Annotated in this window: 18 protein-coding genes; 1 reads left to right on the top strand and 17 read right to left on the bottom strand. The window is 36.4% G+C overall.

Annotation, left to right across the window (positions count from 1 at the left end; all coding sequences use genetic code 11):
* Positions 1-250 precede the first annotated feature (250 nt).
* The 10 genes from K319_RS0100275 to purB all read right to left on the bottom strand — a co-directional run bounded on the left by K319_RS0100275 (position 251) and on the right by purB (position 11,840).
* Positions 251-868: an SGNH/GDSL hydrolase family protein gene (locus K319_RS0100275; RefSeq protein WP_027381807.1), complete on the bottom strand. Its 618-nt coding sequence runs from the start codon at positions 866-868 to the stop codon at positions 251-253.
* A gap of 33 nt (positions 869-901) precedes the next feature.
* A complete protein-coding gene (locus tag K319_RS0100270) occupies positions 902-1,285 on the bottom strand; it encodes a ribonuclease inhibitor (RefSeq protein ID WP_027381806.1) in 384 nt (127 codons plus the stop codon).
* A 4-nt stretch (positions 1,286-1,289) separates the two neighbouring features.
* Positions 1,290-2,006 (bottom strand): hypothetical protein, encoded by a 717-nt coding sequence (locus K319_RS0100265; RefSeq protein ID WP_027381805.1) that lies wholly within the window; start codon positions 2,004-2,006, stop codon positions 1,290-1,292.
* A complete protein-coding gene (locus tag K319_RS0100260; protein WP_156907013.1) occupies positions 2,003-2,806 on the bottom strand; it encodes a DUF4097 family beta strand repeat-containing protein in 804 nt (267 codons plus the stop codon). The genes K319_RS0100265 and K319_RS0100260 overlap by 4 nt, the downstream gene beginning before the upstream one ends.
* Before the next feature lie 45 nt (positions 2,807-2,851).
* Positions 2,852-3,700: a HEAT repeat domain-containing protein gene (locus K319_RS0100255; RefSeq protein ID WP_027381803.1), complete on the bottom strand. Its 849-nt coding sequence runs from the start codon at positions 3,698-3,700 to the stop codon at positions 2,852-2,854.
* Between the two features lie 65 nt (positions 3,701-3,765).
* Complete coding sequence (locus K319_RS19485; protein ID WP_051230311.1) at positions 3,766-4,347, bottom strand: RNA polymerase sigma factor; 582 nt, start codon at positions 4,345-4,347, stop codon at positions 3,766-3,768.
* 183 nt (positions 4,348-4,530) lie between these two features.
* Positions 4,531-5,367 (bottom strand): GLPGLI family protein, encoded by an 837-nt coding sequence (locus K319_RS0100245; protein ID WP_027381802.1) that lies wholly within the window; start codon positions 5,365-5,367, stop codon positions 4,531-4,533.
* Positions 5,368-5,496: 129 nt separating this feature from the next.
* Positions 5,497-9,189: a phosphoribosylformylglycinamidine synthase gene (locus K319_RS0100240; RefSeq protein WP_027381801.1), complete on the bottom strand. Its 3,693-nt coding sequence runs from the start codon at positions 9,187-9,189 to the stop codon at positions 5,497-5,499.
* A gap of 51 nt (positions 9,190-9,240) precedes the next feature.
* Positions 9,241-10,359, bottom strand: coding sequence for a DUF4932 domain-containing protein (locus K319_RS19480; RefSeq protein ID WP_051230309.1), 1,119 nt, complete (start codon positions 10,357-10,359; stop codon positions 9,241-9,243).
* A gap of 53 nt (positions 10,360-10,412) precedes the next feature.
* Positions 10,413-11,840, bottom strand: coding sequence for an adenylosuccinate lyase (gene purB, locus K319_RS0100230; protein ID WP_027381800.1), 1,428 nt, complete (start codon positions 11,838-11,840; stop codon positions 10,413-10,415).
* 156 nt (positions 11,841-11,996) lie between these two features.
* On the opposite strand from purB, the gene apaG reads away from it, so the two are divergent.
* Positions 11,997-12,380, top strand: coding sequence for a Co2+/Mg2+ efflux protein ApaG (apaG, locus tag K319_RS0100225; RefSeq protein ID WP_027381799.1), 384 nt, complete (start codon positions 11,997-11,999; stop codon positions 12,378-12,380).
* Positions 12,381-12,453: 73 nt separating this feature from the next.
* Here the strand turns inward: apaG and K319_RS19475 are convergent, their stop codons facing one another.
* From K319_RS19475 to K319_RS0100190, 7 genes are all read right to left on the bottom strand, one after another.
* Positions 12,454-13,458 carry a GntR family transcriptional regulator gene (locus K319_RS19475; protein ID WP_051230307.1) on the bottom strand — a complete coding sequence of 335 codons (1,005 nt, stop codon included), beginning with the start codon at positions 13,456-13,458 and terminating at the stop codon, positions 12,454-12,456.
* A 121-nt stretch (positions 13,459-13,579) separates the two neighbouring features.
* On the bottom strand, positions 13,580-14,968 hold the full coding sequence (locus tag K319_RS19470) for a pectate lyase family protein (protein WP_051230305.1): 1,389 nt from the start codon (positions 14,966-14,968) through the stop codon (positions 13,580-13,582).
* Positions 14,969-15,097: 129 nt separating this feature from the next.
* Positions 15,098-17,236, bottom strand: coding sequence for a hypothetical protein (locus K319_RS0100210; RefSeq protein ID WP_027381798.1), 2,139 nt, complete (start codon positions 17,234-17,236; stop codon positions 15,098-15,100).
* A gap of 162 nt (positions 17,237-17,398) precedes the next feature.
* A complete protein-coding gene (locus K319_RS0100205) occupies positions 17,399-21,007 on the bottom strand; it encodes a DUF4450 domain-containing protein (protein ID WP_027381797.1) in 3,609 nt (1,202 codons plus the stop codon).
* Between the two features lie 226 nt (positions 21,008-21,233).
* A complete protein-coding gene (locus K319_RS0100200) occupies positions 21,234-22,637 on the bottom strand; it encodes a glycoside hydrolase family 28 protein (protein WP_051230303.1) in 1,404 nt (467 codons plus the stop codon).
* Between the two features lie 93 nt (positions 22,638-22,730).
* Entirely contained in the window at positions 22,731-23,636 is a 906-nt protein-coding gene (locus tag K319_RS0100195; protein ID WP_027381795.1) for an alpha/beta hydrolase, read from the bottom strand.
* Positions 23,637-23,660: 24 nt separating this feature from the next.
* Positions 23,661-24,395 carry a rhamnogalacturonan acetylesterase gene (locus K319_RS0100190; protein WP_034671111.1) on the bottom strand — a complete coding sequence of 245 codons (735 nt, stop codon included), beginning with the start codon at positions 24,393-24,395 and terminating at the stop codon, positions 23,661-23,663.
* Between the last annotated feature and the right edge of the window lie 162 nt (positions 24,396-24,557).

Genomic DNA, 24,557 nt, shown 5'->3' with positions numbered 1-24,557 from the left:
AATTTTTCGGAATAATTCAAAGATTGTGCTAAAACATATTTCAAAGAAAATCCTTCCTGAAAATTTTAAGAAGGATTATACGTTATGTAATAGTTTTTTATCGCAAAGGCACAAAAATTAATTTTACTTTATTTATGTCAAGTCGCAAAGAAAATCATGGATTTTTAATTTTTAATGAAGTTAAAAACTTGTGCCTTGAGTATAATTGATTTTAATAAATGATTTGTGTCTTTGTGTTATAAAATAATATTTAAAGATATTTTTCAATAATTGGAATTGCAATTTCGGCCATTATTCCGTAGCCTTTTTCGTTTGGATGAACACCATCCTGGGAAAGCAAAATCTCTTTGTCCTGCAAAAAAGCTGAATGAAAATCAATATAACTTAATGAGCTTTCATTAGCAATGTCTTTAAGGATTTGATTATAAATCAAAACATCTTCATTGGTTCTCACTTTTCCGGTTGGAGAAACTTTGGAATCGATGCTTTCTGAAACAGGAAGAATACTTACCAAATAAATGTCGCTGGAATATTGCTTAGCATTTTGAATTGCATTTTCGATATTAATTCTGAATTTTTCAGGACTTACCAATTGGATTCCATCTTTTGAAGCCAAATCATTGGCGCCGTAACCTATGAAAATGATGTTTCCATCAGTAGAATTTCTTGCTTTCATTTCGTGAGGCATTCTTGCAACCAAACCTTCCGTTGTCTCGCCACCGATTCCCAGATTGAAAAGAATCAATTCGTTGCTGCCCTCATTATATTTCTGCAAAGCATATCGTTTCAGAATATCGACCCAGCCTCCAAAAACGCCATCGTATTCTCCGTATGTGATGCTGTCTCCGAAGAATAATCCGTACCTCATTTTTTTCATCTTATCTAAATTTCAAATATTGATCTAATCCAAAATTAGTCTAATATTTTTGTGCGATTCTATGATTTCAATTAAAATTTCGAATAAAGTTTGCCCGCTTCCATCAATCAAATCATCCAGTTTTTGTTGAATCAATTTGACATTGAAAGGTTTGCCTCGTCTGATTTTATTTTCATAAAATTCCTTGGTCAAATCAAAACCTAAATCCTCTTTTGATTTCTGAGAATCTTTCCAAGTAATATCAGAATCAACACTATAAAGAATATCATCAAAACCATCCAAAGTCCCCACTTTCCAATCTTCATCCTTCATGAAAAGTCGAGAAACTTCTTTATAAAAACCTTCCAAATCTGAAAAATGACCGCCATGTATGACAGTCATTTTTTTATTATTGATTTCGTTCTTCATTTAATTATTTCCTTAGATAGATATTTCCATATTTGGATTCAAGACTATACTGCGGTCCGTTTCCTAATGTTGTAGTCACTAAGGTATGAAAATCATCCGAATCTTTTCCGGCAAATTTGGTTTCCAAATTTGAATAGATTTGTCCATAATAGGTTTCAGCAGAGAGTTTTCCTATGTTTTTGATTGTAGCATCGATTCCTCCATAAGTTGCATTAACATTGATCTCTCCACCGAAATTTTTGACTTCTACCAATCCATATTTGGCTTCAATTTGAGTTTTAAGAGATTTTGGAACTTTGATCTCCAATTCAATATCAATGTCGACACCATTGGACATCGTGTTGAAAGTGACACCGTTGGTTTTACAGTATTGCTGATAATCTTCTTTGGTTTTAAATGTCAGTTTCTCATTTCCCTTATGAACCGTAATTCTACGTGGAATGTTGTCTATTCCGGAAACGCTGCCTTCGATGATAAGAGAATTTCCTTCCTTCGATTCTTTGACTTGAAAAGCATCATTATTTTCATTGTCATTGATGTTTACAGTTCCCGAAATCTGAACTTCATCTTTGTCCCAGGTGCTTATTTTAATCAATTGAGGATAATCGAATTTCAAAGAGATGTTCTGATATTTAGTTGCAGGAAAGCTTTTGTTGATCTGTGTTTGTGCTGTAATCAATCCGAAAACGAGAGTCATTACAAAAATTACCAGCCTTTTCATTTTGCTCTCAAATAAATTTTACTGTAATCTGAACGAACTTCTACATCCGTTCCACCGCCATTCACTTTTCCGACAAGGTCATTACCAAAACGGATTAAATCATCGTCTGTTTTCTTCTCTTGCTCAATTTTAAAATCCGGAGAAATATAGATTTCACCATACGAAGTTGTCGCTTTAAGGTTGGCTTTTACCGATTTTGGGAGGCTGACATCTGTATGTCCATAAACCGAAATAATGGATAAAGGACCTTTCACATTTTGGCTGAAAACTGCTTCTATATTTCCATAGATAGATTTCACCGTTGCGGGTCCGGTAATATTTTCTAACTGAACATTGTTGTAAGTGGAGGCGATCTCAATCTCATTTTGCATATTTCTGAAAACAACATTTCCTCCATATTGGGACTGATGCTTGAAGGAAACAATCACATTCTCCGGAACTAATATTTTTATGGATGGAGACGAGATTTTTTTCAATGGATTAACTTCCAAAATGCCGTCTTTTTCAGAAACATTGATTCCGAGTCCGGTGTTGTCTATAAGTCCTAAAGCATTGACTGCCTGCAGTCCTTCTGCGCGTTTGTCTTCCGCAGGCGTTTTACCTTCCAAGGAGAAAATGATCTCATTTCCTTTGTAACCTTCAACCGTTACTTTTCCAAGATTGATTAATAATTTTCCTTTGTTTTTATTGACTTTGTATGTCTTTGGGTTTTCTTTTGTTGTAGTTGCTTGAGTTGGGTTTTCCTGCGCCTGGAAGGAAACTGTCATCAAAGCAAACATGATCAAATATATCTTTTTCATTGTATTTAATTTGTTAATAATTAATAAGTTATTTATATAAAAGCTTTAATATTTCATTAGAACAGCATAGGCTTCGTCTTTCACAAAATCTACTGTTGTAGGGTCTTGAGCGAGTATCAAAAGTCTTGTGTTAACTTCTGGGCTCAACTCCGATGATTGCTTTTCTGCCAAAAAGGTAATCAATTCTTTCTGTACCATCGGGTCATTTTGTTGAATAAAAATTTGTTGAATCCTATCTATTACAACCGGATTCCGTCTTTGTATTTCCAAAGCTGAGACAGCGGCCAATCTTACATTGGTATTTTCATCTGAGATAGCTTTCTCAGAAAGTAGATCAATTATTTTTGAATCATAATTGGATAAATTCCTGACCAAAGTAATCCCTTGTAATCTGGAACTTGCGGAAAATTCATTATTCATCAATTCTATGGCGTTGGCTTTGTCAGAATGATTTTCATCTTCAGTATTGTAATTCTCCTCAGCAAAAGTTTGATTGTCTATTGATTGTTTTGGATAATCAGAACTGTTATGTGCAAGGATTTTTTTATCGTTTTGTTTTATTTCAGGCTGTTTTTTTATTGTTTCTAATCCATTTTTAGGAATTGAAGTATCAGTTAGAATTTCATCTTCTTTTTTCGGAATTTGCTTTGTTGCTAAAACTGTATTATCGATTTCTTTTTCTTGCCATAAATTAAAGATACCTAAGCTTAAAATAACTACAACAGAAGCAGCGATTGCCCAATTTTTCAATGAAAATATCGAACGTGTTTTCCCAATAGATGGAGTAGAGCTATCCAGCTTGGACATTATTTTGTCAAACATTTCGTCAGGAACTTCGAGATTGTCAAATTCATCTCGATGGTCGTTGATATATTTTTTAAGCGAATCTTTCATATGCAGATACTTATTGTTTTTTAAAGGTCATATGTTATCGCCCTATCTTATAGGTTTTTGTGTAATCATTTTTGGTTAATGGCGATTTCATTGTGTTGTTTTGGGTTTAATTTGTCAAAAATTTTCTTTTTAGCACGGTGATAATAACTTCTTACGGTTCCGTGCGGTATATTTAAAATCCTTGCTATTTCTTCCTGCGGCATTTCCTCGAATAAATAAAGATTGACGATCGTTCTGGTCTGCAAAGGAAATTCAGCGATAATATTCTGAAGCTCTTTTACACGAGATTCCATAGCCAATTTTGCTTCCAACTCGTCATCTTCTATGTCCAATATTTTATCATCTTCAATTTCTGTAAAATAGATTTTATTCTTTCGAAGATAATTTAGCGATTGATTGATGGCGATTCGCTTGATCCAACCTCCGAAACTATCTACATTTTTCAGGGATTTGATCTCAGAAAACGCTTTCAAAAAAACTTCCTGAAGAATATCCTCCGCATCTTCTCTGTCATTTACAATACGATAGATGGAATTGAAAACAGCTTTAGAATAACGATGATAGAGTAGAGAATACCCCGAATTGTCCCCGGAACTGCACCGTTCCAACAATTCTTTGTCACTGATATTTTCTGTTCTTGTCTTCAAAAAGTTATTCGTTTTTTTCCGGTTCTATATAATAGACGCAAACCAATTACAAATGTTGCAGTTTTTCTATTTTTTCTCTGATTATTTTTTTTAATTAAGTAATGTAAAATAATTAAAGATGTATTTTGTGGATATTAACGACTGATCGTAAGTCTTTATCTTTGCTCTATTTTCTTTCATCTATTATTTTTCACAAGATTTGGTTTCAATAGGGATTTTAAAAATATCGATTTTTTCTTTTTCGGTCTTGTTGTACATCTCTTTGGCTTCTTTGCTGTCTACATTGATGCCGTGATAGACGTAAGTAAAAGTATTATTAGGAGAATTGAGATTAGCAAAAATCATCGATGGGTCTTTTTGGTATTTGCTCCAAAATGCTTCCCATTTTTTAGGTGTAAGGTTTACTTTGGTGTCGTAAGCATTACGTCCTTCAATATTATATTGTTCTTTTGTAAGCCCTTTGATTTCGAAAATAAAATTCTCTTCAGAATCAGATATTTTAAGAATAAGTCCGGGCAATCCAAAAAATTTGTAAGGTCCATCGCTAATTGGAATTTCATTGGTGAACCATGCGATCCATTTTCTGCCTCCAAAATACGTTTCAGCTTTCTGAATATTATAATTGAATAGTTTGCCTTTTTCCTGCTGGATTTTCCAAATTGGTTTACAGGTGTAAGTTGTCAAATATACTTTGTCGAAAAAGTTTTCTTCGGTAATTGTAGTCTGAGATCTCAAATCCTTAAAAATCAAAGGTTGTAATTTCCATTGTACCTTCGGGCTTGGAAAACTTCTGCTTCCTTCATCTACAAGCTTGGTTTTTATGGAGTCATACTTAAATTTCGCTAAAGCTTCGAAGTAAGAGTTCTCGTCATTTTTTAAAAGAACAGTTAATTCCGAATTATAATCTTTTGATTGTTCTTCTGTTTTCCATTTAAAATCGTAGATGATTTTATACGATTGTGAAAATATTGCAATGGAACTGATAAATGCAGATAAGCTTAATAATTGTTTAAGTTTCATATAATAGTTTTTGATGGGCTTGCTATTATTAAGATTCAGGAATTGAAAAAATGTTGCAATTTGTCAAATAAAAATGACCGCCATTTTAATAGCGGTCATTTTTTTATTTAATTGTTAAAAGCTGAAATCTTATTTGAAGTATTCCACTCCGTTTTTAAAGATATTGTGATAATTTGCGGTTGGAATATTTTTCATTAATCCTTCTGCAAAACGTTCCGGGTGTCCCATTCTACCGAATATTTTTCCATCTGGACTGGTCACACCTTCAATTCCGAACAATGAATTATTTGGATTGAACGGCATTCCGTGAGCAATATTTCCTTCTAAATCCAGATATTGTGTTGCGATTTGTCCGTTTTCATACAGCTTCTGGATTTCCGCTTCCGAAGCCATGAAACGACCTTCACCGTGAGAAATCGGAATTGTGAACACCTGATTCTTCATTCCTTTTAACCAAGGCGATTCGTCATTTACAACTTTTACATTCACCATCTGAGAAATATGTCTTCTGATGGCATTGTGAGCTAGAGTCGGAGAATTTTCATCCAGATCCTTGATTCTTCCGTAAGGCAGCAATCCTGATTTTACCAACGCCTGGAAACCGTTACAGATACCGATGATCATTCCGTCTCTATCCAATAACTCATGAACCGCATTTCTCATCTTTTCGTTTTTCAAAACGTTGACAATAAATTTTGCAGAACCGTCCGGCTCGTCACCTGCGGAAAACCCTCCGGAGAATGCCAAAATCTGGGACGTTTTGATTTCTTCAACCCAAGCATCAATGCTTTCATCAAGCAACTGATGATTGATATTGATCAAAGGCAAACTGTTGACGATTGCGCCTTCTTTTTGGAATGAATTCAGCGTATCATACTCGCAATTTGTTCCTGGGAAAACTGGAGCAAATACTTTTGGCTGAGCGATTCCGTGTTTTTTGATGATGATATTTCTTGGGTTGATCGAGTTTAATTTCTCATCCAATTCAACAATTATTTTCTCTTTTTCAACGGTTGGGAAAAGATTTTCAAATGTTCTTGTATTAGCTTCAAGTAATTTTTCGATTTTAAAACTAAATTTATTGATTTTCAGAGTATCCGAATTATTGACTTCACCAATTAATTGAAGTTCTACATTGCTTAATTCTTTGCTTGATTCAATGACAATACTTCCAATATTTTTTGTTAATAAAACATTCTCATCAGCAATATTTACATCAACACCTAATCTGTTTCCGAAACTCATTTTTGCCAATGCAACCGCAATACCGCCTTCTTTAACTGTCTTTACAGAAACGATTTTGCCAGCCTTGATATTCTCAAAGATGAATTCATAAATCGCTTTAAGTTTGTCGTAATTTGGAAGTCCGTTTTCCTGAGCGGTATGATTAAAGAAATAGATTTTATTTCCTGCCTGTTTAAATTCCGGAGAGATAATATTTTTCTTTTCTCCGTTTGCACAAGCGAAAGAAATCAACGTTGGCGGAACATTCAAATCCTGATATGTTCCACTCATTGAATCTTTTCCTCCGATGGCAGCTAAACCGAAATTAATCTGAGCATCATAAGCTCCTAACAAAGAAGCCAAAGGTTTACCCCATTTCTCAGGATTTTGACCCAATTTCTCAAAATATTCCTGGAAACTGAATCTGATATTTTTGTAATCGCCACCCATCGCAACGATTTTCGCAACACTTTCAACTACAGCATAAGAAGCTCCCAGCAAAGAATTCTGCTTAGAAATCTCTGCATCGAATCCCCAACTCGCCAACGAAACCGTCTCAATATTTTTTGCCCCGATAATTGGCAGTGTCTGAACGCTTCCTTCCATCAAAGTCTGTTGATATTTCCCACCTAAAGGCATCGCAACAGTCGTCGCACCGATCGATGAATCGAACATTTCCAACAAACCTTTTTGAGAAGCTACATTTTTATCACTTAATATTTTTAAGAAATTCTCTTCATTGAATGATGGAATTTCTTCTTTTACCTCATTAAGATAAGTAATTTTCACTTCCTGACTTTTTGAACAGCCATTTGTATTTAAAAACTCCCTTGAAAGGTCAACAATTTTATCACCTTTCCAGAACATCTGCATTCTTCCGGAATCCGTTACTTTTGCAACTTCAACAGCTACAATATTTTCAGCTTCACAGAATTTAATGAATTTTTCTTTATCTTTTGGTTCAACCACAACTGCCATTCTTTCCTGAGATTCAGAAATAGCCAGTTCGGTTCCGTTCAGACCTTCATATTTTAAAGGTAAAACATCTAGATTAACTTCCAAAGAATCAGCAATTTCACCGATCGCTACAGAAACACCACCTGCTCCGAAATCGTTTGATTTTTTAATCAATCTCGTTACTTCAGGATTTCTGAACAATCTCTGGATTTTTCTTTCTTCAACGGCATTTCCTTTCTGAACTTCAGAACTCATCGTGTGGATAGAAGTTTCGTCCTGTTCTTTTGAACTTCCGCTTGCTCCACCAACACCGTCACGACCTGTTGCACCACCTAAAATAATGATAGAATCACCAGCTTCAGGTTTTTCACGTCTTACCCAATCCACAGGAACCGCTCCGGCAACGAAACCTACTTCCATTCTTTTAGCTTTATAACCTTCATCATAGATTTCAGAAACCATCGTTGTTGCTAAACCGATTTGGTTACCGTAAGAAGAATACCCGTTTGCAGCCTGCTTTGTGATTGTTTTTTGAGGCAATTTCCCCGGTAAAGTTTTGTCAATAGATTCCAACACATCGGCTGCTCCTGTTAACCTCATCGCCTGGAAAACGAAAGAACGTCCAGACAAAGGATCTCTGATTGCACCTCCTAAACACGTCGAAGCTCCACCGAAAGGTTCAATTTCTGTCGGGTGATTGTGCGTTTCATTTTTGAATAATAAATACCACGGTTCTTTTTTACCATCGTATTCCGCTTCGATTTGGATCGTACAAGCATTGATTTCATCAGAAACCACAAGATTCTCCAAATTACCTGTTTTGTGGAAATATCTTCCGCAAACTGTCGCCAAATCCATCAAGGAAATCGGTTTCAATTCGCGTCCTAAGAATTTTCTTTTTTCGATATAATCATTGAAAATGGTTTCCAATATATGTTTAAACTGTCCTTCAAATTCAATATTTGACAATTCTGTTTCAAAAGTTGTGTGGCGACAGTGGTCACTCCAATAGGTGTCTAAAACTTTAAGCTCTGTTTCCGTAGGATTTCTCTGTTCAGATTTAAAATACTCCTGAATAAATTTCAAATCATCCAAACCTAAAGCAAAACCATGAGTATTATAAAATTGCTCTAATTCATCCGAATTAAACGAATTAAAATTTTCGTGAACAATTACTTTTGAAGGCGTTTCATCCGCAGGAATATCCAAAATGGTTAAATCTTTTTCCTGAGATTCTACTTTATTGATTAAAAGGTCTTTGATTTTAGCCAAATCAGATTTGGAAACACCTTCAAATTCAATCAATTTACCACTTCTTACTTTAGACTTCTCATTTTCAGTAAGTAAAGCGATACATTGTTGCGCAGAATCAGCACGCTGATCATATTGTCCCGGTAAAAATTCTAATGCGAAATGAATTCCCTGCGCAGGGTTTTCTTCGATTAAAATATCAGTAACCGGATCTACGAAAGTGCTGTTTACTACTTTTTCGAATTCACCATCATTTAATCCAAAAATATCGTAAATGTTATACACCTTTACGCTTTGGATAGACGGCACCACTGCTTTTACTTCATCAAAAATTTTTGGACTTTCAACATCGAAAATTCCTCTTTTTTCTACGAAAATTCTTTTGTTCATTTTATATTAGATTCAGGAACCGAAGTTCAGGATTTTATTAGATTTATTTTTTTATTCAGCGAATTGTTTTAAAAATTCGGGATACCAATCATCAATTTTCTTATCACGGTTTTCTGCACGAACTTTCAGCAGTTTGTCGGTGAATTCCTGCATTTTCGGAAAGCCTCTTTCTTTCATCACAGTGATGACACTCTGTTTAGTTTCAAGGAAACTTTTTTGGTCGTAATTGTCCTCACAGAACAAAACAAAGACGCCGTACGTCATATATTCGTCAAAAACTTTTACCGGATCTGGATACGCAGAAATGCCTTCAGTATTTTCGTCTGTCCAGATTTTCCGGTCTTTAAAATACTGATCAATAGCTTCTTTGTTCGCGATACTTGGTGCTTTTACATAATTGTGGTCAATCTCTGTAAACATCACTCTTGTATTGAACAGCTCGTTTTGAAGTTCCGAAAGTTTTTCAAAGTTATCGAGTGGTGGCAGAACCATATAGATCAGTTTGAAATTGTTGTTGTCAAAATCCCCCGTATAATTCAAACTGTTGATAAGCGGTGAACAGAAAATGATGTAGCTGTTGATCTTGGTTTTAAAATTTTTCTCCAGCCATTTCCACTGTTTACCAAGGTTTGCCTTTTTTTCGTAATCGGATATGATTTGAGAATAATACGGTTTTTGTTTTTTGTAAAATTCTCTGAACTTCGACTTTACTGCAAAATCTTCTATTTCTTTTTTATAAGTCGTAATTGGGTTTTCAGTGATTTTAATGCCTGAAACACCGGTTGCAGGAAAATCGAAGATTTCGTTTTTAACCAATCTGTTTCCTTTGAGATCATAAGAAATACCATTTCCTGTAAGAAAAATATAATTGTAAAGTGATGTCACCATCAAAGAATCAAACGTCTTGATGATCTTTTCATTTTCATAAGGCTTGAAATGGGTTAGAACATCTTTGTAATATTGTCCCTGCTGCTGTACCATATCGTCGTTTTCCAACCCGGATTTTGTAATGGCTGCCATGATATGGATCAATTCCTTAACCTCGTTGATTTCGATTTTATATTGTCCCTGATTTTCTTTTTTGAATTTTTCGGTAAAATTAACTTTGTCTTGAGCTTTTGAAATGAGACAGGTTAAAATCAATAAAACCGAAATAATTGTTCTTGTCATAGATATTGGTTGGTTTTTTATTAAAAAATGCAGCCCAAAAGACCGCACATTGATTATACTTTAAGGTTAGCTTCCAGGCCAACCAAGTCCTGATTTGCATCAATAATCGGCTGAACTTCACTGGCTATGAATTCCTCCGTCTGAATAGGTGCAAAACCGATGAAGTTTTTAGGATCCAGGACTTCTTTTAATTTTGATTTATCTAATTTCAATGAATCATCATTTAAAATTCTTTCGATCAAATCATTTTCTTTGCCTTCTTCTTTCACTTTTTTTGAAGCTTCCATAGAATGAACCCTGATCACTTCGTGGATTTCCTGACGGTCGCCACCAGCTTTCACTTCCTCCATAATGATGTATTCTGTCGCCATGAAAGGCAATTCCTCCATGATATGTTTGTTGATCCTGTTCGGATAAACTACGATTCCGTTCATGATGTTGTTCCAGATCAGTAGAATTGCATCAACCGCTAAAAACGCCTGAGGAATAGTCAATCTCTTGTTTGCAGAATCGTCCAATGTTCTTTCAAACCACTGTGTTGAAGCTACCATTGCAGAACTTGTCGTCAAAGACATGACGTATTTTGCTAATGCTCCGATTCTTTCGCTTCTCATTGGATTACGTTTGTAGGCCATTGCAGATGAACCGATCTGGTTTTTTTCGAATGGTTCTTCAATTTCTTTAAGATTTTGAAGTAAACGTAGATCGTTGGTGAATTTATGTGCTGACTGAGCTATATTTCCTAATAAAGCAACAACTTTCGCATCAATTTTCCTGTCATAAGTCTGTCCGGAAACGCCGAAAACCTTTTCGAAACCGAATCTTTTTGACAATTCTTTATCCAAATGCTTGACTTTAGAATAATCTCCATTGAAAAGCTCAAGAAAACTTGCAGCAGTTCCCGTTGTTCCTTTTACACCTCTGAATCGTAGTGTTTCCAGAAAGAAATCAAGCTCTTCGATGTCAAGAACTAAACTCTGTAACCAAAGTGTCGCTCTTTTTCCGACAGTCGTTAACTGAGCTGGCTGGAAGTGTGTGAATCCTAAAGTCGGTAAATCTTTATACTGAATGGCAAAATCAGAAAGATTTTTCATCACGTTGACCAACTTTTTCTTCAAAATTAAAAGTCCGTCACGGATCTGAATCAAATCCGTATTGTCTCCTACAAATGCCGAAGTTGCTCCCAAGTGGATGATTCCTTTTGCTGAAGGCGCTACATCACCATAAGCGTGAACGTGGGCCATCACATCGTGGCGGAATTTCTTCTCATATTCTGCTGCAATCTGGTAATCGATATTTTCTACGTTGGCTTTCAGCTCTGCAATTTGCTCGTCTGTAATGTCCAGTCCAAGGTCTTTTTCGATCTCAGCAAGGGCGATCCAAAGCTTCCTCCAGTTCCGGAACTTGTTGTTATGCGAGAAATTAAACAGCATTTCTTCACTGGAATAGCGCTCTTCCAATGGATTTTTGTAGGAATTCATTTCTTTCTTTTTACTTTTTTAGATACCACAAAATTAAGAAAATTAACCGATTGAATAAAATCTAATTAAATATTGGAATTTGATTTAACCAAAACCTTATTTTTGAATCAAAAGTTCGGCGGGATATTTGTATTTTCAATTTTAAATCTAATAAAAATGGTCTCAAAAATCACATCAGAAATCAAAGTCAGTGTAACGACAGAATATGATAACCACAACAGTTATCCTTCAGAAAACCGTTATGTTTTCCGTTATAATATTGAAATCCAAAACCTGAGTGGCAATCCTGTGAAATTACTTTCAAGAAAATGGATGATCTATGATCTAGGATTTGGTTTTACGGAGGTTGAGGGTGCAGGTGTTATTGGACTGACCCCTATCATTGAAAGTGGTGAAAAATTTAGTTATTTTTCTAATGTGATTGTAAAATCAGGGGTTGGAAATATGGAAGGTTTTTATATTTTTGAGAATGCAAATCGCGAAACCTTTGATGTAGCAATTCCTAAATTCAATTTGGTGTCTGAGGTCTTAAGCAATTAACATTATACTTTTTTATAATTATCAAGTAATATTATAAGGAATCTCTTTGTATAAACTTAAAAACATTATTCACCTATTCTTTTTTATTCTTCAGAACCATATAAGCTGCAGACTCTGCCATCGCTTTGAAATCCGTTGTTACGACGGTGATGCCCAGTAGTTCTTTCAGCGGTGTTTCGTTATAGGAAATAATCCCGATGTCTTCGCCTAATTTCAGATTTTTCTGTCTGATCTGCTTAACCAAATTTACTAAATCACGCTCTTGGATGGTAATGAAAAGGTCTTTATCCTGCAATTCCATATCAGGGTAGACTTCGTCCAGAATTTCATAGTCCAGTTTGAAATCTTTGCAGAATTGTCCAAAGCCGTGTACAATGCGGAAAGGGTAGGGATGGACCGACTTTGCAGGATATACAAGGATCAGTTTTTCATATTTTTTTATTTTTTCGAGGCCCTCCTTGAGTGCATTGTAGATGTCGTGTTCAAAATCCTGAAAAATAGTTCCGTACTCGCCGGAGATATTAGGTTTTGTATTATCCAAAAGCAGAAGTTTGTTCTTCGGGATCTTCTCGATGATATCAATAACTTCCTTCGTAGAGCTCGTATGCTTTGAGTTTTCGTCGCGGAAGTGTGGCATTATCACATAATAATCATAGACGCCGAGATTTTTTTTCAAGGCATTGATGAACAATGTTTCATCACAGTGGTAGATGTACATTTCCACATTGCCTTTGCTGCCAATCGCATCCACAAAATAATTATAAATCATCATTTTGTAAGTGCTGGACTTATTAATCAGGAAAAAAATGTTGATGCTGTCACTCTTATTGATTCTCGAGATATAATAACCTTTTCCTTTTACAGACTCGATGATTTGTCTTTTTCTCAGTTCTTTATAAGCCTTTTCCACCGTGTCTCTGGAGAGAAAACAGGATTCGCTGAGCTCATTGATTGACGGGATTTTTTCCCCAATTTTGATGTCTCCTGCGTCAATTCCATTAAGTATAGAGTCCACAATCTGTTTATATTTTGGCACTCTGGAATTTTCATTGATTTGAATTTCTAATATTTCAGACATCGTATTAAGCAATAATAACGTTTTATGTTTATGAATTAAATTTGGGTTATTAGTGTTTCAAAATCTAAGACAAGTTACAAATTTTATATCAATTGGTTAAATTTCTATTTTAATTAAATCATTAACGTATCAAATCATTGACATAAACTTCGATATTGAGATAATTGCTTTGCGTTTTATTGAATTTCAATGCATCAGATGAATCATTAGGGTCAAGACCCATTTTCAGTTCAGCAACATCGGGAATGCCATCAGAATCCGAATCCTTGGGCGCTTGAGTTTTTGGGAAATTTCCAACACCATTATTGGCTAACGGCAAATCATTTTCTGTGAAGACATAAATTCCCTTTTTTCCCAGAGATTTTACTTCAGAAATAATCAGCTCATCCACATCATCTCGCTTTGGAAAGTTGGCGCCGGCATTTTTAACGATATAATCAAACGCTTGCGTAGCAGATAAGTCTGTTTTTGCAAAAGGATATTGAAATGGTGAATCCATAAAAACAACAGGCGTTTCACCCGGAAAACCTTCGGAATTATGCGGAACCAATTGACCATCCAAAATGCCGTTTTTATTGTTGTCAAAATAATTCCCGGATTCATAAAGATGAAAACTGTTTGTTCCTCTGCTGAACGGCGTTGTCCTATTTTCTGCATTCAATGGACCTTCGATAAAATAATTGTTGATTATATTGACTTCAGAATTCTGTACAGAACCTCCCATTATATAACCATCGCCTAAAACGGTGTGTCCATTTTTATTACCAAAATTTCCGAAGTTGTAAATCACATTATTGACAAACTCATTCTTGCCCTTCACTTTTGGATTACGGGTTTTGTTGCTGGCATAGAGCGATTTGATGATACTGATGCTGCCATTGGTCTGAATCAATCCACCTGCAGAATGGTTATAAAGATGCAATCCCTGCGCAATAATCGAATTCTGGAGGGTGATGCTGTCGGGCTCTGTGCCACGTTTGTCCCAGTTGATGGAAAAAACTTCGTCCATTGACCAGGAAATTGAAAGGTGGTCCAGTATTATGTTTTTGCCGTTCGATATTCCGGAAGCGTCGGTATTATTGGATGGTTTATTCTTATTCCCGAGACGTATTTTCAAATATCTTGCAATGGTATCATCGGCTCCACTGAAAGACACTTTTTGACCATAAAGAAAAATACCTTTTCCCGGTGCAGTCTGTCCCGCAATTGTAATATTTTTAGAAACCGTAACAGGTCTTTTCAACTCGATAATTCCACCAACAGAGAAAACTACAAATCGCCCAGGCTGGCTGACAGCATCGCGAAAAGAACCCTGTCCGCTGTCATTCAGATTGTTGACAATGTAAATCTGAGGTTTTGCCACTGCTCTCGCACCTTTTGCAAATTTTCCAAATCCTTCCGCTCCGGGGAAAGCAATTGTTTTTGGACGGATTATCCCGGTACTCTCAATATTTTGGGATGGGCAACAAATAGATAAGGACGAAATGACGATGATTGCTAATTTTTTCATAACTGTTAATGAATGAACAAGTTATTATCTTAACCTTATTAAATCGTCCTGCACTGTGCTGTAAATAAAAAGTCTGCCATTGCTGACAGACTTCAAATTAAAAATATGAACGTAAAATTAAAGTAATATTTAGGGCATTTTCTTAAAACCTTCCGCTTTTATTTTCCAGGTTCCGTCTTTCGGGAATCCCGGGAATTGTCCAGTCGAACTGTCCCAACCTTCCAGCATCATTGCAACAGTCGTTAAAACTCCTCCATTTCCGGGAAGATAAATTCTCAATCTTCCATCCTGAAAATTATGCCCATTTTTCAAATAAGTATTGGTTTGAATATCCATGAACAGAGCATCTAAGGCCTTATTCGGAAGTCCCAATCTTGCCGCATTCATTGCTGTCATCGGGAAATCCCAACCCCAGGTATGTTCCCAGTTCCATCTTTCCCAGACAATATCCAGCGTGTTTTTCATAATCTTTTTATCCAGTTTCGGAGACTCGGGAACCATTCCCAATGCGCCCAAAACTGCTGGATGGTCGGTCATCCATTTTGGAAATGTGAATGAATCTTTTGCCGATTCTGTTGATAAATAGACCCCATCCTGGACCGGAAGCGGAGCCAATTTATTAATCACATCATCCCATTTTTTATCTCTTGATTCTCCTAATCTTTCTTTCCATTGTTGTGCAACTTTCAAAGCCCAATCCCAATACGCCACTTCATAAGTTGGATTGTAAGTGTCTTTCGCAGGAAAAACTTCCTGCGCAGGAATTACGCCTTTACCAAGATTGTAACGGTTTTTTTCTTTGTCATACGTTGCAAAATCAGCCATAAATTCTGCCGTTGCATACACCAAGTCTTTATATTTTTCTAAAACTTTTTTGTCTTTGTTGTGACGGTACAAAAGCTCAGTCATGTAAATTAAATGCGGTTGTTCCCAAATCAAAAAGGCTGCAACAGAAGACGGACTTTCATTTCCTTCGTTATCAGACATTTTAATCCATCGAACGCCTTTATAACCTTGTCTTTCCGCCAATTTTTTGGCTTTTTCAAACGACCTAAAATAATAATCCAGTTGCTTCTCCAAAATTTCCGGTCTTCCCCACAACGCAAAGTGAACGCCATGCCACCAATGCATTTCCGTGTGCGGTTTTCCGTACCAGCTGTTGAATGTCAAACCAGTTTCCTGCGGCGGATTGCTTCCTCCACACTGAACTTTTGTTAAATATTCAGACAAAACAATTCTACGCTCCAATTCATTGGCCCTTTTATCGGTACTTCCTTCAAAATCTACGGCAGCACCGCTTTCCCAGAAATTTTTCCAACCAGAAATGCTTTCTTTTTCAGCATCAGCAAATAAACTTTTTGATGTTTTCTGATTTTTCTCTGAAAATTCAACCGTCAATTCCAGTTTTTTGCTTTTTGAAGAAGGTTCGAAAACGAAATTGTGTTTTACTGATTCGCTTAATTTTCCTTCTGTAAAATACAGTTGCGTAAAATAATCCGCAGTCTGCAATTTGTGCTCAATCAATCCCTGAGTTGAATTTGAAGAAATGATTTTTGTTGAATGTTTATCAGCATTTCCGTAAAAAGCTGCTTCATCCAAAAACTGTCCGCTTGGATAAGGATATTTGGCAAAAACCTTTAATCTTTTTTGGCTGATTAAATCGGATTCAATTTTCACCCCGATTTTATCTGAATTCTGGAAAGAAGCTGTCCAAACTTTTACGGGAGTTCCTTCCAACGTAAATTCACTGGTAATAATTCCCGTCCACAAATCGATTTTCTGATTGATATTTTGCAAATCTGAAACCTGCGCTTTCTGACCGTTCTTTTTAATCAGTTCAATTCCGACATTTCCAAGTTGCAGACGATGTTGATTGACTCTGAAATATTCAACTGCCTTTTTGTTGCGTTCCGGTTCCTTGATTTGAACACTGTACAACGCTTTTCGACCGTCATTATTGAAGTCGTAAGGTTTTAAAGTTTCCTCAAATTTGAAATTTTCAGTATTCGGAAAACTGTTCCAGCCCCATTCCGACTGCGTTCCCAAAGAAACTCCGTTTTTGTAATATTCGGGGAACGACTGCATTCCGGTGATGTCAACGGTGTAGGCAAATTTCCCGTTTCCAACCGTTAAAGTTGATAAAGTATCTGCTTTCGTATTAACCACATTATGTCGCTGAACGACTTTTTTACGGTCGATTTTCTGGGCATTCAGGGACGAAAATCCGATGCAGAAAAGACTTAGATATATTGCAATTTTTTTACCCATATTTCTTTATTTAATTATTGAATTCGTGAATCTCGATTTCATTTTTAAATTTATTTAATCTTATCATTTTGGGCTTCGACAAGCTCAGCCTGACAACTCTAATACTATGCGCTTTGTTTTGCGCTGTCAGCCTGAGCCTGTCGAAGTCTTTAAATTTTATATTTATCTCAAAACAGTCGCACTCATCATTCCAATTACCACATCATTGCTCACTGCCGTTAATTTTATCGATTTTAATTCTTTATTTTGGTCAATCGGCAAATCCAGAATCGTTGCAGCACCACCATCAATTTGACGGTCTGTAAATCCTTTAATGCTTGAATATTTTGTTAAATTTCCACCTTTGTATAATTCGCCCGATTTCAATTGAACTCTGTAAGGAATTTTATCATCTGGAATTTCAAAAGCAAAATTATCATCAAACAAATCCTGCTCAATCGGCCACCAATTTGTTGGGTTTTTCAGCTCCAATTCTGAAGTTGAACCGTCAACATATTGGACTGTAATTTTTCCATTTACAATCTGCGACTGCATCGGATTGGTAGAGCCAGCCATTAAAAAATAAATTTTCTTTCCTTTTCCAGTCAAAGGAATTTCAAGCGAATCAGGATAATTGTCCCACTGACTTGCAAAGGCAATATTTTTATCTGTTTTATCAATTAAAAAAGGGATTCCAAGAAAATCAACTTTGCCGTTTTTTCTTTTGTTCATTAATCCGCTGTCATCGATTTGAGCAGTGATTAAGGGATAACACCAGTTTCCGATTCCCTGCCACGGAAGCTGTAGAGTAGGGACTTTCAATCTTGGCGAAAGATATTTCTGATTGAAAATTTCCGTGACTTTTTCATTATATTTTGATGCTAATGAAATGTTGCTGAACTGGCCTTGATTTTCAATCTCCCAATCTGTGATTTTGATATTTTGTTTAATTCCATTGTATTCAAGCTCGATAAAATTGGTTCCTTTGCTTAAATAATTTATTGGAATTTCAATGGTTGTATTTTGACTTTTCTGAATAGTAAAAGTTTGAGTTGAACCATTAACAGTCAGTTTTCCATTAATTTCATTCGAAGATTTTGACTGAATTTGTAGTTTTTTATTCGCCCATTTTGTTTCCAAAGGAAAACGGATATCTACATTTACAGGTTGCCACCAAGTTGTTCCGTTTTGCTCAACTTGAAGGAAAAATGTTCCTTTTCTCTCCTGCGGGTTAAGTTCAAACTTGTGGTTGACCACCCCGTCTTCTCCCTTTGGTCGAATCCACCCCTCCGGAGGAGGGGAATTTTTGATTAGTCCCTGAGGGTCGTAAATATTTTTTATTTTCTTTTTTGAATCAAAATTTAACTGAAGACTTTCCGATATATAATTAACGTAGTCGGTTTGTTCGTTTTTTAATTCTTCTCCTGAATAATTGATTTCTATTTTAAAATCTTTTCCTTTCGGCGTTTCAAACTGAATAATCGGCTGTAAAATAGAATTAGGTTTAACTTTCCAATCCACTTTTTTACCATTCACTTGTACCGATTTGATGTTGGAATAATTTACAGGAATCTGCATTTCCAACGTTACAGGATTCTGATATTTTGATTTAAATAAATATTCAGTCTTTTTTGAAGTTCTTTTAAACTGATAATCCCAATCCGGAAGCTTCAATTCTGCAGAATTCCAGTCTTTAGGAAATCCCGGTTTGATGCTGATTTTATTTTCTAATAAATTCGGATAAACTCCGAAAAGTCCTTCTGTCAAAGTTCGTGAAGCCACCCCAATCGGGTCGGCAAAATCCCGGTACAATTCTCCACGAAATGCATCGTAGTGAGAAAGCTGCTCAAAATTTCCTGGACTAATGCCGTAATACATCGATTCAACCAGATTTCCCTTCCAAAGTTGGTACGCATCATCATTTCTTCCCGCTTGCCAATACGCCAAAGCGGTCTGTAAATTTTCCGCCAAAGCGACGTTGTTAATCGACCAGTCGTAAGGTTGCCAATTGGTCGTTGCTAACGTAAAATAGTCTTTATGAGCCGCACCCTTTACCGTAATAGGAATTTTCGGGGTGTGATTATTAATGTATTGTAAATTCTGATAATCCTCAAATTCATTCAAAATAAACGCATCCGAAACGTGATAAATCGACCAGATTCCCGGTTTGTCGTGAACGATTTGGTTGCCCAAAGCATCTTTATATTCAGCAAAATAGCCTTTGTTTTTAATCCAAAGTTCGTTTTTCATTGCCTTTAAAATTGCATCAGCTTCCTGTTCATAAGGTTGATAATTTTCGCCGATGATTTTCGACAGCTTTGCCATTTCACGGTTGGCTCTGTAATTATAAGCCGAAGTGTGCGTCACTTTTCCACCTGAATATTGAAGCGCATCGCTCGCCCAAATCGCCGCATACGCATCGTACAAATCGCCACGCTTGAAGTTTCGTTTTTCCCAATCCATATGGCGAACCATCGTTGGCCACATTTTCTTCAGAAATTCTTTGTCGCCCGTGTACTTGAAATGCGAAAACAGCTGGTCAAAAAACACCAGATTCATATCGTAATGGTGCGGTTTGGTATTGTCATTCGGGTTTCTGGAAATATATCCGCTCGAAAAAACAGACGTTCCCATTTTCTCCTCGTGACGGGCAAGATGACGCATTGTATCCATCTCAACAGGCGCAGAATCGGGTTTCAAAACCTGCGAATTGGCATAACTTTTAAAATGTTCTTTCGCCCTGTCGTGCCAACTCAACGCATCGGCTGTGTAAGCTCCTCGCCACGCATTCAAACGCATTCTCCAGGCAACAGCGCCGTGAAGAAAAGTTGGACTTTCCCAAATTCCGTCGGCTGCAACGGCTAAATTGGCTCCGAAATTATTCAAATCTGCATCCGGAGTTTTGAGCTGAACTCTGTTGGTTAAATTTAAACGAGCTTTTTCAGCTTCATCAAATATGTTTTTTAAGTCTTCATCCGAAAAGTTTTTAGCTGATTTCCCTTTCGCAATTTGGATATAAACCGGATTTTTTTGCGAAGAATACGAAGCGTAAACAATCGGAGATTTTTCAGTTTTATTTTGAGTAAACTCAGAAAGTTTTTCTAAAGTCGTCGCATCGGTTTGCTGTAAAGAATTGACATTTGAAAAACTTCCGCTGACAATTTGAGTTTCTTTTTTCTTATTTAAATAATTAAGTTGAAACTGATTTTTATTAAGCTGAAACTGATTATTCAGACAATATTCAGGAAGCAAATAAAATCCGGATTCCGGGTCTGCACCGATGTCGCCGTTTCTGCTGAAAGTTGTTCCGCTTGCTCCGCCATAAACTGTGTAGATTTTTGTTGATGAATCTATATTGACCGTTTCCATTTTTACAACCAGACCTTCTTCTTTAGCCTGTGCTAAAACAGTCAGTTTCAAAGTTCCGCTTCCTAAAATCGGGTCTTTGATTTCATACAACATCGTTCCTGGTCGGTAACGCGTTTCAATTTTATCAGCCTGAATTAATTTTTTAATGGAATTTCCTTTCTGAATGACGAACTGAAGATTTCCTCCCATTCCTGGAAGATACAATGCGAATTCCGGCAAATCTCCTGCTTCAACTCTCGATGCACGGTTGTCTCCATACAAAGCTCGATTGAAACGGTATTTTCCGTTGACCAATAAAAAATCGCCTTTGTCTTCTTTGTAATGCAGTTCACGCTCGTTATTCTGCCAGTGTTTCGATTGGGCAAAAGAGTGTGAAAATGCCGATAAAATAATAAGTCCGGCGAAAATGGTTTTTCTTCGCATTTTAATTATTAAAATTTTCTGTATTCGTTTCTATCACTTCAATTTTTTGAACACTAAGCTCACAGAGTTTTTATTATAATTATTTGAATAATTTTAGTCTCACAAAGCCGCTTCGCTTATATAAGATGCTTTTTTAAGCGAAGCGGCTTTGTGGACTTTTAAGCAGTATATTTTAAAAACATTGTGTACTTTGTGTTCATTGATACAAGAATCTGAATAATTTATTTTACGGTTTTAACTCAGTTAACGGTTGTCCGTTAACGGTTACATTTTTCAAAGTCACGTTTTTCATATAATCGACTTTATATGGAATCTGAACGCCCACTATTTTAGCATTAATCATTGTGAAGTCTGTTACAGGAGAAGATTCGTAGGCGTCAGAAAAAACTGCATATTTTCCGCCCTTGTCAACTGTTAGATTTTCAACCCAGATATTTCTCATCGTCGGAATATGATTTCCCGGTTTTTCATAATGCATATTGAAACGCACCGCAGCTTCTTTGTAAGCACCCACTTTTGTGTTGTAGAAAAATACGTTTTCGATAATTCCGCCACGGCTTGAGCTGGTTTTAATTCTTAAAGCTCGGTCAAGATTTTTACTGTCCATCACGTTTCCGATAGCGTAAATATTTTTAGCACCGCCTGCGATTTCGCTTCCGATTACGACACCGCCGTGACCGTCTTTCATTTCGCAGTTTTCAATGATATGATTCTCGGCAGGTTTTCCGATGTCTCTTCCGTCTTCGTCTCTTCCTGATTTTATGGCGATACAGTCGTCTCCGGTATCAAAATAAGAATCTTTGATCCAGACATTTTTACAGGCTTCAGGGTCGAAACCGTCGTTATTCGGTCCGTGACTGATGACTTTTACTCTTTCGATCAATACGTTTTCGCACAAAACAGGATTCAAGTTCCACATCGGGGAATTTTTAACCAAAACATCCGCCATATAGAAGTTTTTCGACTTGTAAGGCTGAACGAAATTGGGTCTTAAATAATAACCATCGCCGAAAATTCTTTCTCTTGCAGGTTTTCTCTGAGCCATATATTCGTGAAGTTTCGCACGAGCAGGGTTTTGTCTTCCCGGACGGGATTCATTATAACCATATTTTGTAGCACCACACCAGAACCACCAGTTATCATTATCCGAATTTCCGTCTAAAGTTCCTTTTCCGGTAATTGCAATGTTTTCTTCTTCATACGCATAAATCAAAGATGAATAATTCATACATTCCATTCCTTCCCAACGTGTGAAAACAATAGGGTAGTCGTTGCTGTCCTGGCTGAATAAAATGGTTGAACCGTCACTTAAATGAAGATTGACATTAGATTTTAAATAAATTGCTCCAGTAAGAAAAACACCGTTTGGTACGACAACTCTTCCGCCGCCTTCTGCATTACATTTTTCAATCGCTTTTTTGAAAGCTTCTGTATTTTTTGTTTTTCCGTCACCTACAGCTCCAAAATCGGTAATTAGGTAATCAACTTTTCTGAATTCCGGTTTTTTGATTTGCTTTTTTAACGCTTTGATTTCTTTTAAAGGCTGTTTTGCGGAAGTCCACGGTTTGTACTGTGCAGAAACTGCGAATGATAGAACGAATACGAATAGAATTGAAATATATTTTTTCATAAAGATTTAGATTCAAGGTTTTTGAAGAATTTCTTCGTATTGCAAACTAATATTAATACAAATAAAAATTATCCTGCACTGTCGGTTACAAGATTATTTGTTTGGGAATAAAGTTTTCAGCCAGTCAGAGCATAATTTTTTCCATTGGTCTGTGAGTTCAGTTCTATTGGTAATTCCGATTTTGTGTTCGCCTTCCGGGAAAATAAATAATGCGCCTTTTACTTTGTTTTTGTTCATTGCCTGATAATAAAGAAGGCTGTTCATAACCGGAACGGTTTTATCATTTTGTGCGTGAATAAGTAATGTTGGCGGTGTTTTTTCTGTTACCCTGTTTTGTATAGAATATTCGGTAATTTTCTCCTGGGAAGCATTCTCTCCCAGCAAACTATTGCGACTTCCGACGTGTGCGAATTCTCCCAAATCGATGACTGGGGAAATCAAAATTGCGAAATTTGGAATGGTTGGTATGGATCTCCAGTCGTTTTCCAGCTCCGTATAATCTGTGGTAATATTGCTTACTGATGCTGCCAAATGTCCGCCTGCGGAAGTTCCTATAACACCAATCTGGTCAGAGGAAATCCCATATTGAGAAGCATTTCTTCGAAGATATTTTATTGCTGCCTGAATGTCTTGAAGTGGTGCAATTTCTCTTTGCTTCACATCGGGAGAAATCGGTAATCTGTAATTCAAAACAAAAGCTGAAATTCCTAAAGTGTTGAACCATTTTGCAATCTGAAATCCATTCAGGTCATAAGTCAGTTTGTAATAGCCACCACCCGGAATAATGATTACAGCCATTGGTTTTCTGTCTTCCTTTGGTGGTAAGAAGGCAAAAAGTTCAGGTTCTTTTATCTGTATGATTCGGCCATCTTTTTCTTCGGTTTTTAACTGTAATCCTTTGGAATTCGGCATTTGACCTTTTGGCCAAAGTGTTATTTTTTCCTGGGCAGAAATTGAGCTCACAATTAAAATCAATAAGAGTAATGCGAATTTTTTCATTGTCAATCAGTTAATGATAATGATTTATTTGATGTATTTCTCCAATCCGGTATTTAAAGATTGTAAAGAAGTGACAGCCAGTTTCGCAACTGTTTCTGCTCCTGATCTGGATAGATGGGTATCATCAGCTTTGTCCTTTGTATAATAAGAATTTTCGCCTGCTTTGAAATGAAGATGCAGCGTTTTTGATTTTTCCGGACCATAACTGATTTCCATTTGTTCTGTTAACAATTGCATATCAACAAAAGGTACTTTCATAGCATCTGCGACAAGTCTAACCACCAAAGGATATTCTTTGTGTGTATCGATTAAAACGCCGTTTTCATTGAAATTCCTTCTTGTAATGGAGGTCATCAGAATCGGCGTTGCACCTTTGCCCCTGGTTTCGGTCACATATCTTTCCAGGTTAGCTCTATATTGTGTATAAGGATTCGTGAATTTGGTCGAGTCTTTCAGCTTTTGGTCGTTATGCCCAAATTGAATAATCACGAAATCTCCTTTTTTGAGTTGCTTCTCGACTTTGTCCCAACGACCTTCTGTCCTGAAACTTTTGGAACTTCTGCCATTCATAGCGTGATTTTGGATTTCGATTCCTGATGTGAAAAACTGTGGGAGAACTTGTCCCCAGCCATGTTCCGGATTTTTTTCCGGGTTGTCTTTGTTGGACATTGTAGAATCTCCGATTAAAAATAGTGTAGGTTTCTGAGCCCATATCATTAATGACAGACACAGAAATATGATGGAAAGTTTTTTATTCATTTTGAAATTGTTTTGGTGTTGGATCATTCGCAGTCCGGCTTGTCTCATCCTGTTAAATTTTTCTATTTTGAATCGATGAACCACTTTGTTGAGTTTGAACGGAGCTTTTTTTGGAGCAAAGCGGAACAAAAAAGCGGGAGTGGAAGACGGAAAAGCTGCCCT

The sequence above is a fragment of the Epilithonimonas caeni DSM 17710 genome, assembly GCF_000426465.1.
GTDB lineage: Bacteria > Bacteroidota > Bacteroidia > Flavobacteriales > Weeksellaceae > Epilithonimonas > Epilithonimonas caeni.
Note: the sequence above shows the minus strand (reverse complement) of the source record. Positions and strands in the feature narration are given on the sequence as shown.

Coding starts and splice junctions, on each gene's coding strand:
- K319_RS0100260 (WP_156907013.1), bottom strand. CDS start 2,806: ATGAAAAAGATATATTTGATCATGTTTGCTTTGATGACAGTTTCCTTC.
- K319_RS0100240 (WP_027381801.1), bottom strand. CDS start 9,189: ATGAACAAAAGAATTTTCGTAGAAAAAAGAGGAATTTTCGATGTTGAA.
- K319_RS19480 (WP_051230309.1), bottom strand. CDS start 10,359: ATGACAAGAACAATTATTTCGGTTTTATTGATTTTAACCTGTCTCATT.
- K319_RS0100195 (WP_027381795.1), bottom strand. CDS start 23,636: ATGAAAAAATTCGCATTACTCTTATTGATTTTAATTGTGAGCTCAATT.
- K319_RS0100190 (WP_034671111.1), bottom strand. CDS start 24,395: ATGAATAAAAAACTTTCCATCATATTTCTGTGTCTGTCATTAATGATA.
- K319_RS0100270 (WP_027381806.1), bottom strand. CDS start 1,285: ATGAAGAACGAAATCAATAATAAAAAAATGACTGTCATACATGGCGGT.
- K319_RS0100275 (WP_027381807.1), bottom strand. CDS start 868: ATGAGGTACGGATTATTCTTCGGAGACAGCATCACATACGGAGAATAC.
- K319_RS0100205 (WP_027381797.1), bottom strand. CDS start 21,007: ATGCGAAGAAAAACCATTTTCGCCGGACTTATTATTTTATCGGCATTT.
- K319_RS0100265 (WP_027381805.1), bottom strand. CDS start 2,006: ATGAAAAGGCTGGTAATTTTTGTAATGACTCTCGTTTTCGGATTGATT.
- K319_RS0100200 (WP_051230303.1), bottom strand. CDS start 22,637: ATGAAAAAATATATTTCAATTCTATTCGTATTCGTTCTATCATTCGCA.
- K319_RS19470 (WP_051230305.1), bottom strand. CDS start 14,968: ATGAAAAAATTAGCAATCATCGTCATTTCGTCCTTATCTATTTGTTGC.
- purB (WP_027381800.1), bottom strand. CDS start 11,840: ATGAATTCCTACAAAAATCCATTGGAAGAGCGCTATTCCAGTGAAGAA.
- apaG (WP_027381799.1), top strand. CDS start 11,997: ATGGTCTCAAAAATCACATCAGAAATCAAAGTCAGTGTAACGACAGAA.
- K319_RS0100245 (WP_027381802.1), bottom strand. CDS start 5,367: ATGAAACTTAAACAATTATTAAGCTTATCTGCATTTATCAGTTCCATT.
- K319_RS19475 (WP_051230307.1), bottom strand. CDS start 13,458: ATGTCTGAAATATTAGAAATTCAAATCAATGAAAATTCCAGAGTGCCA.
- K319_RS0100255 (WP_027381803.1), bottom strand. CDS start 3,700: ATGAAAGATTCGCTTAAAAAATATATCAACGACCATCGAGATGAATTT.
- K319_RS0100210 (WP_027381798.1), bottom strand. CDS start 17,236: ATGGGTAAAAAAATTGCAATATATCTAAGTCTTTTCTGCATCGGATTT.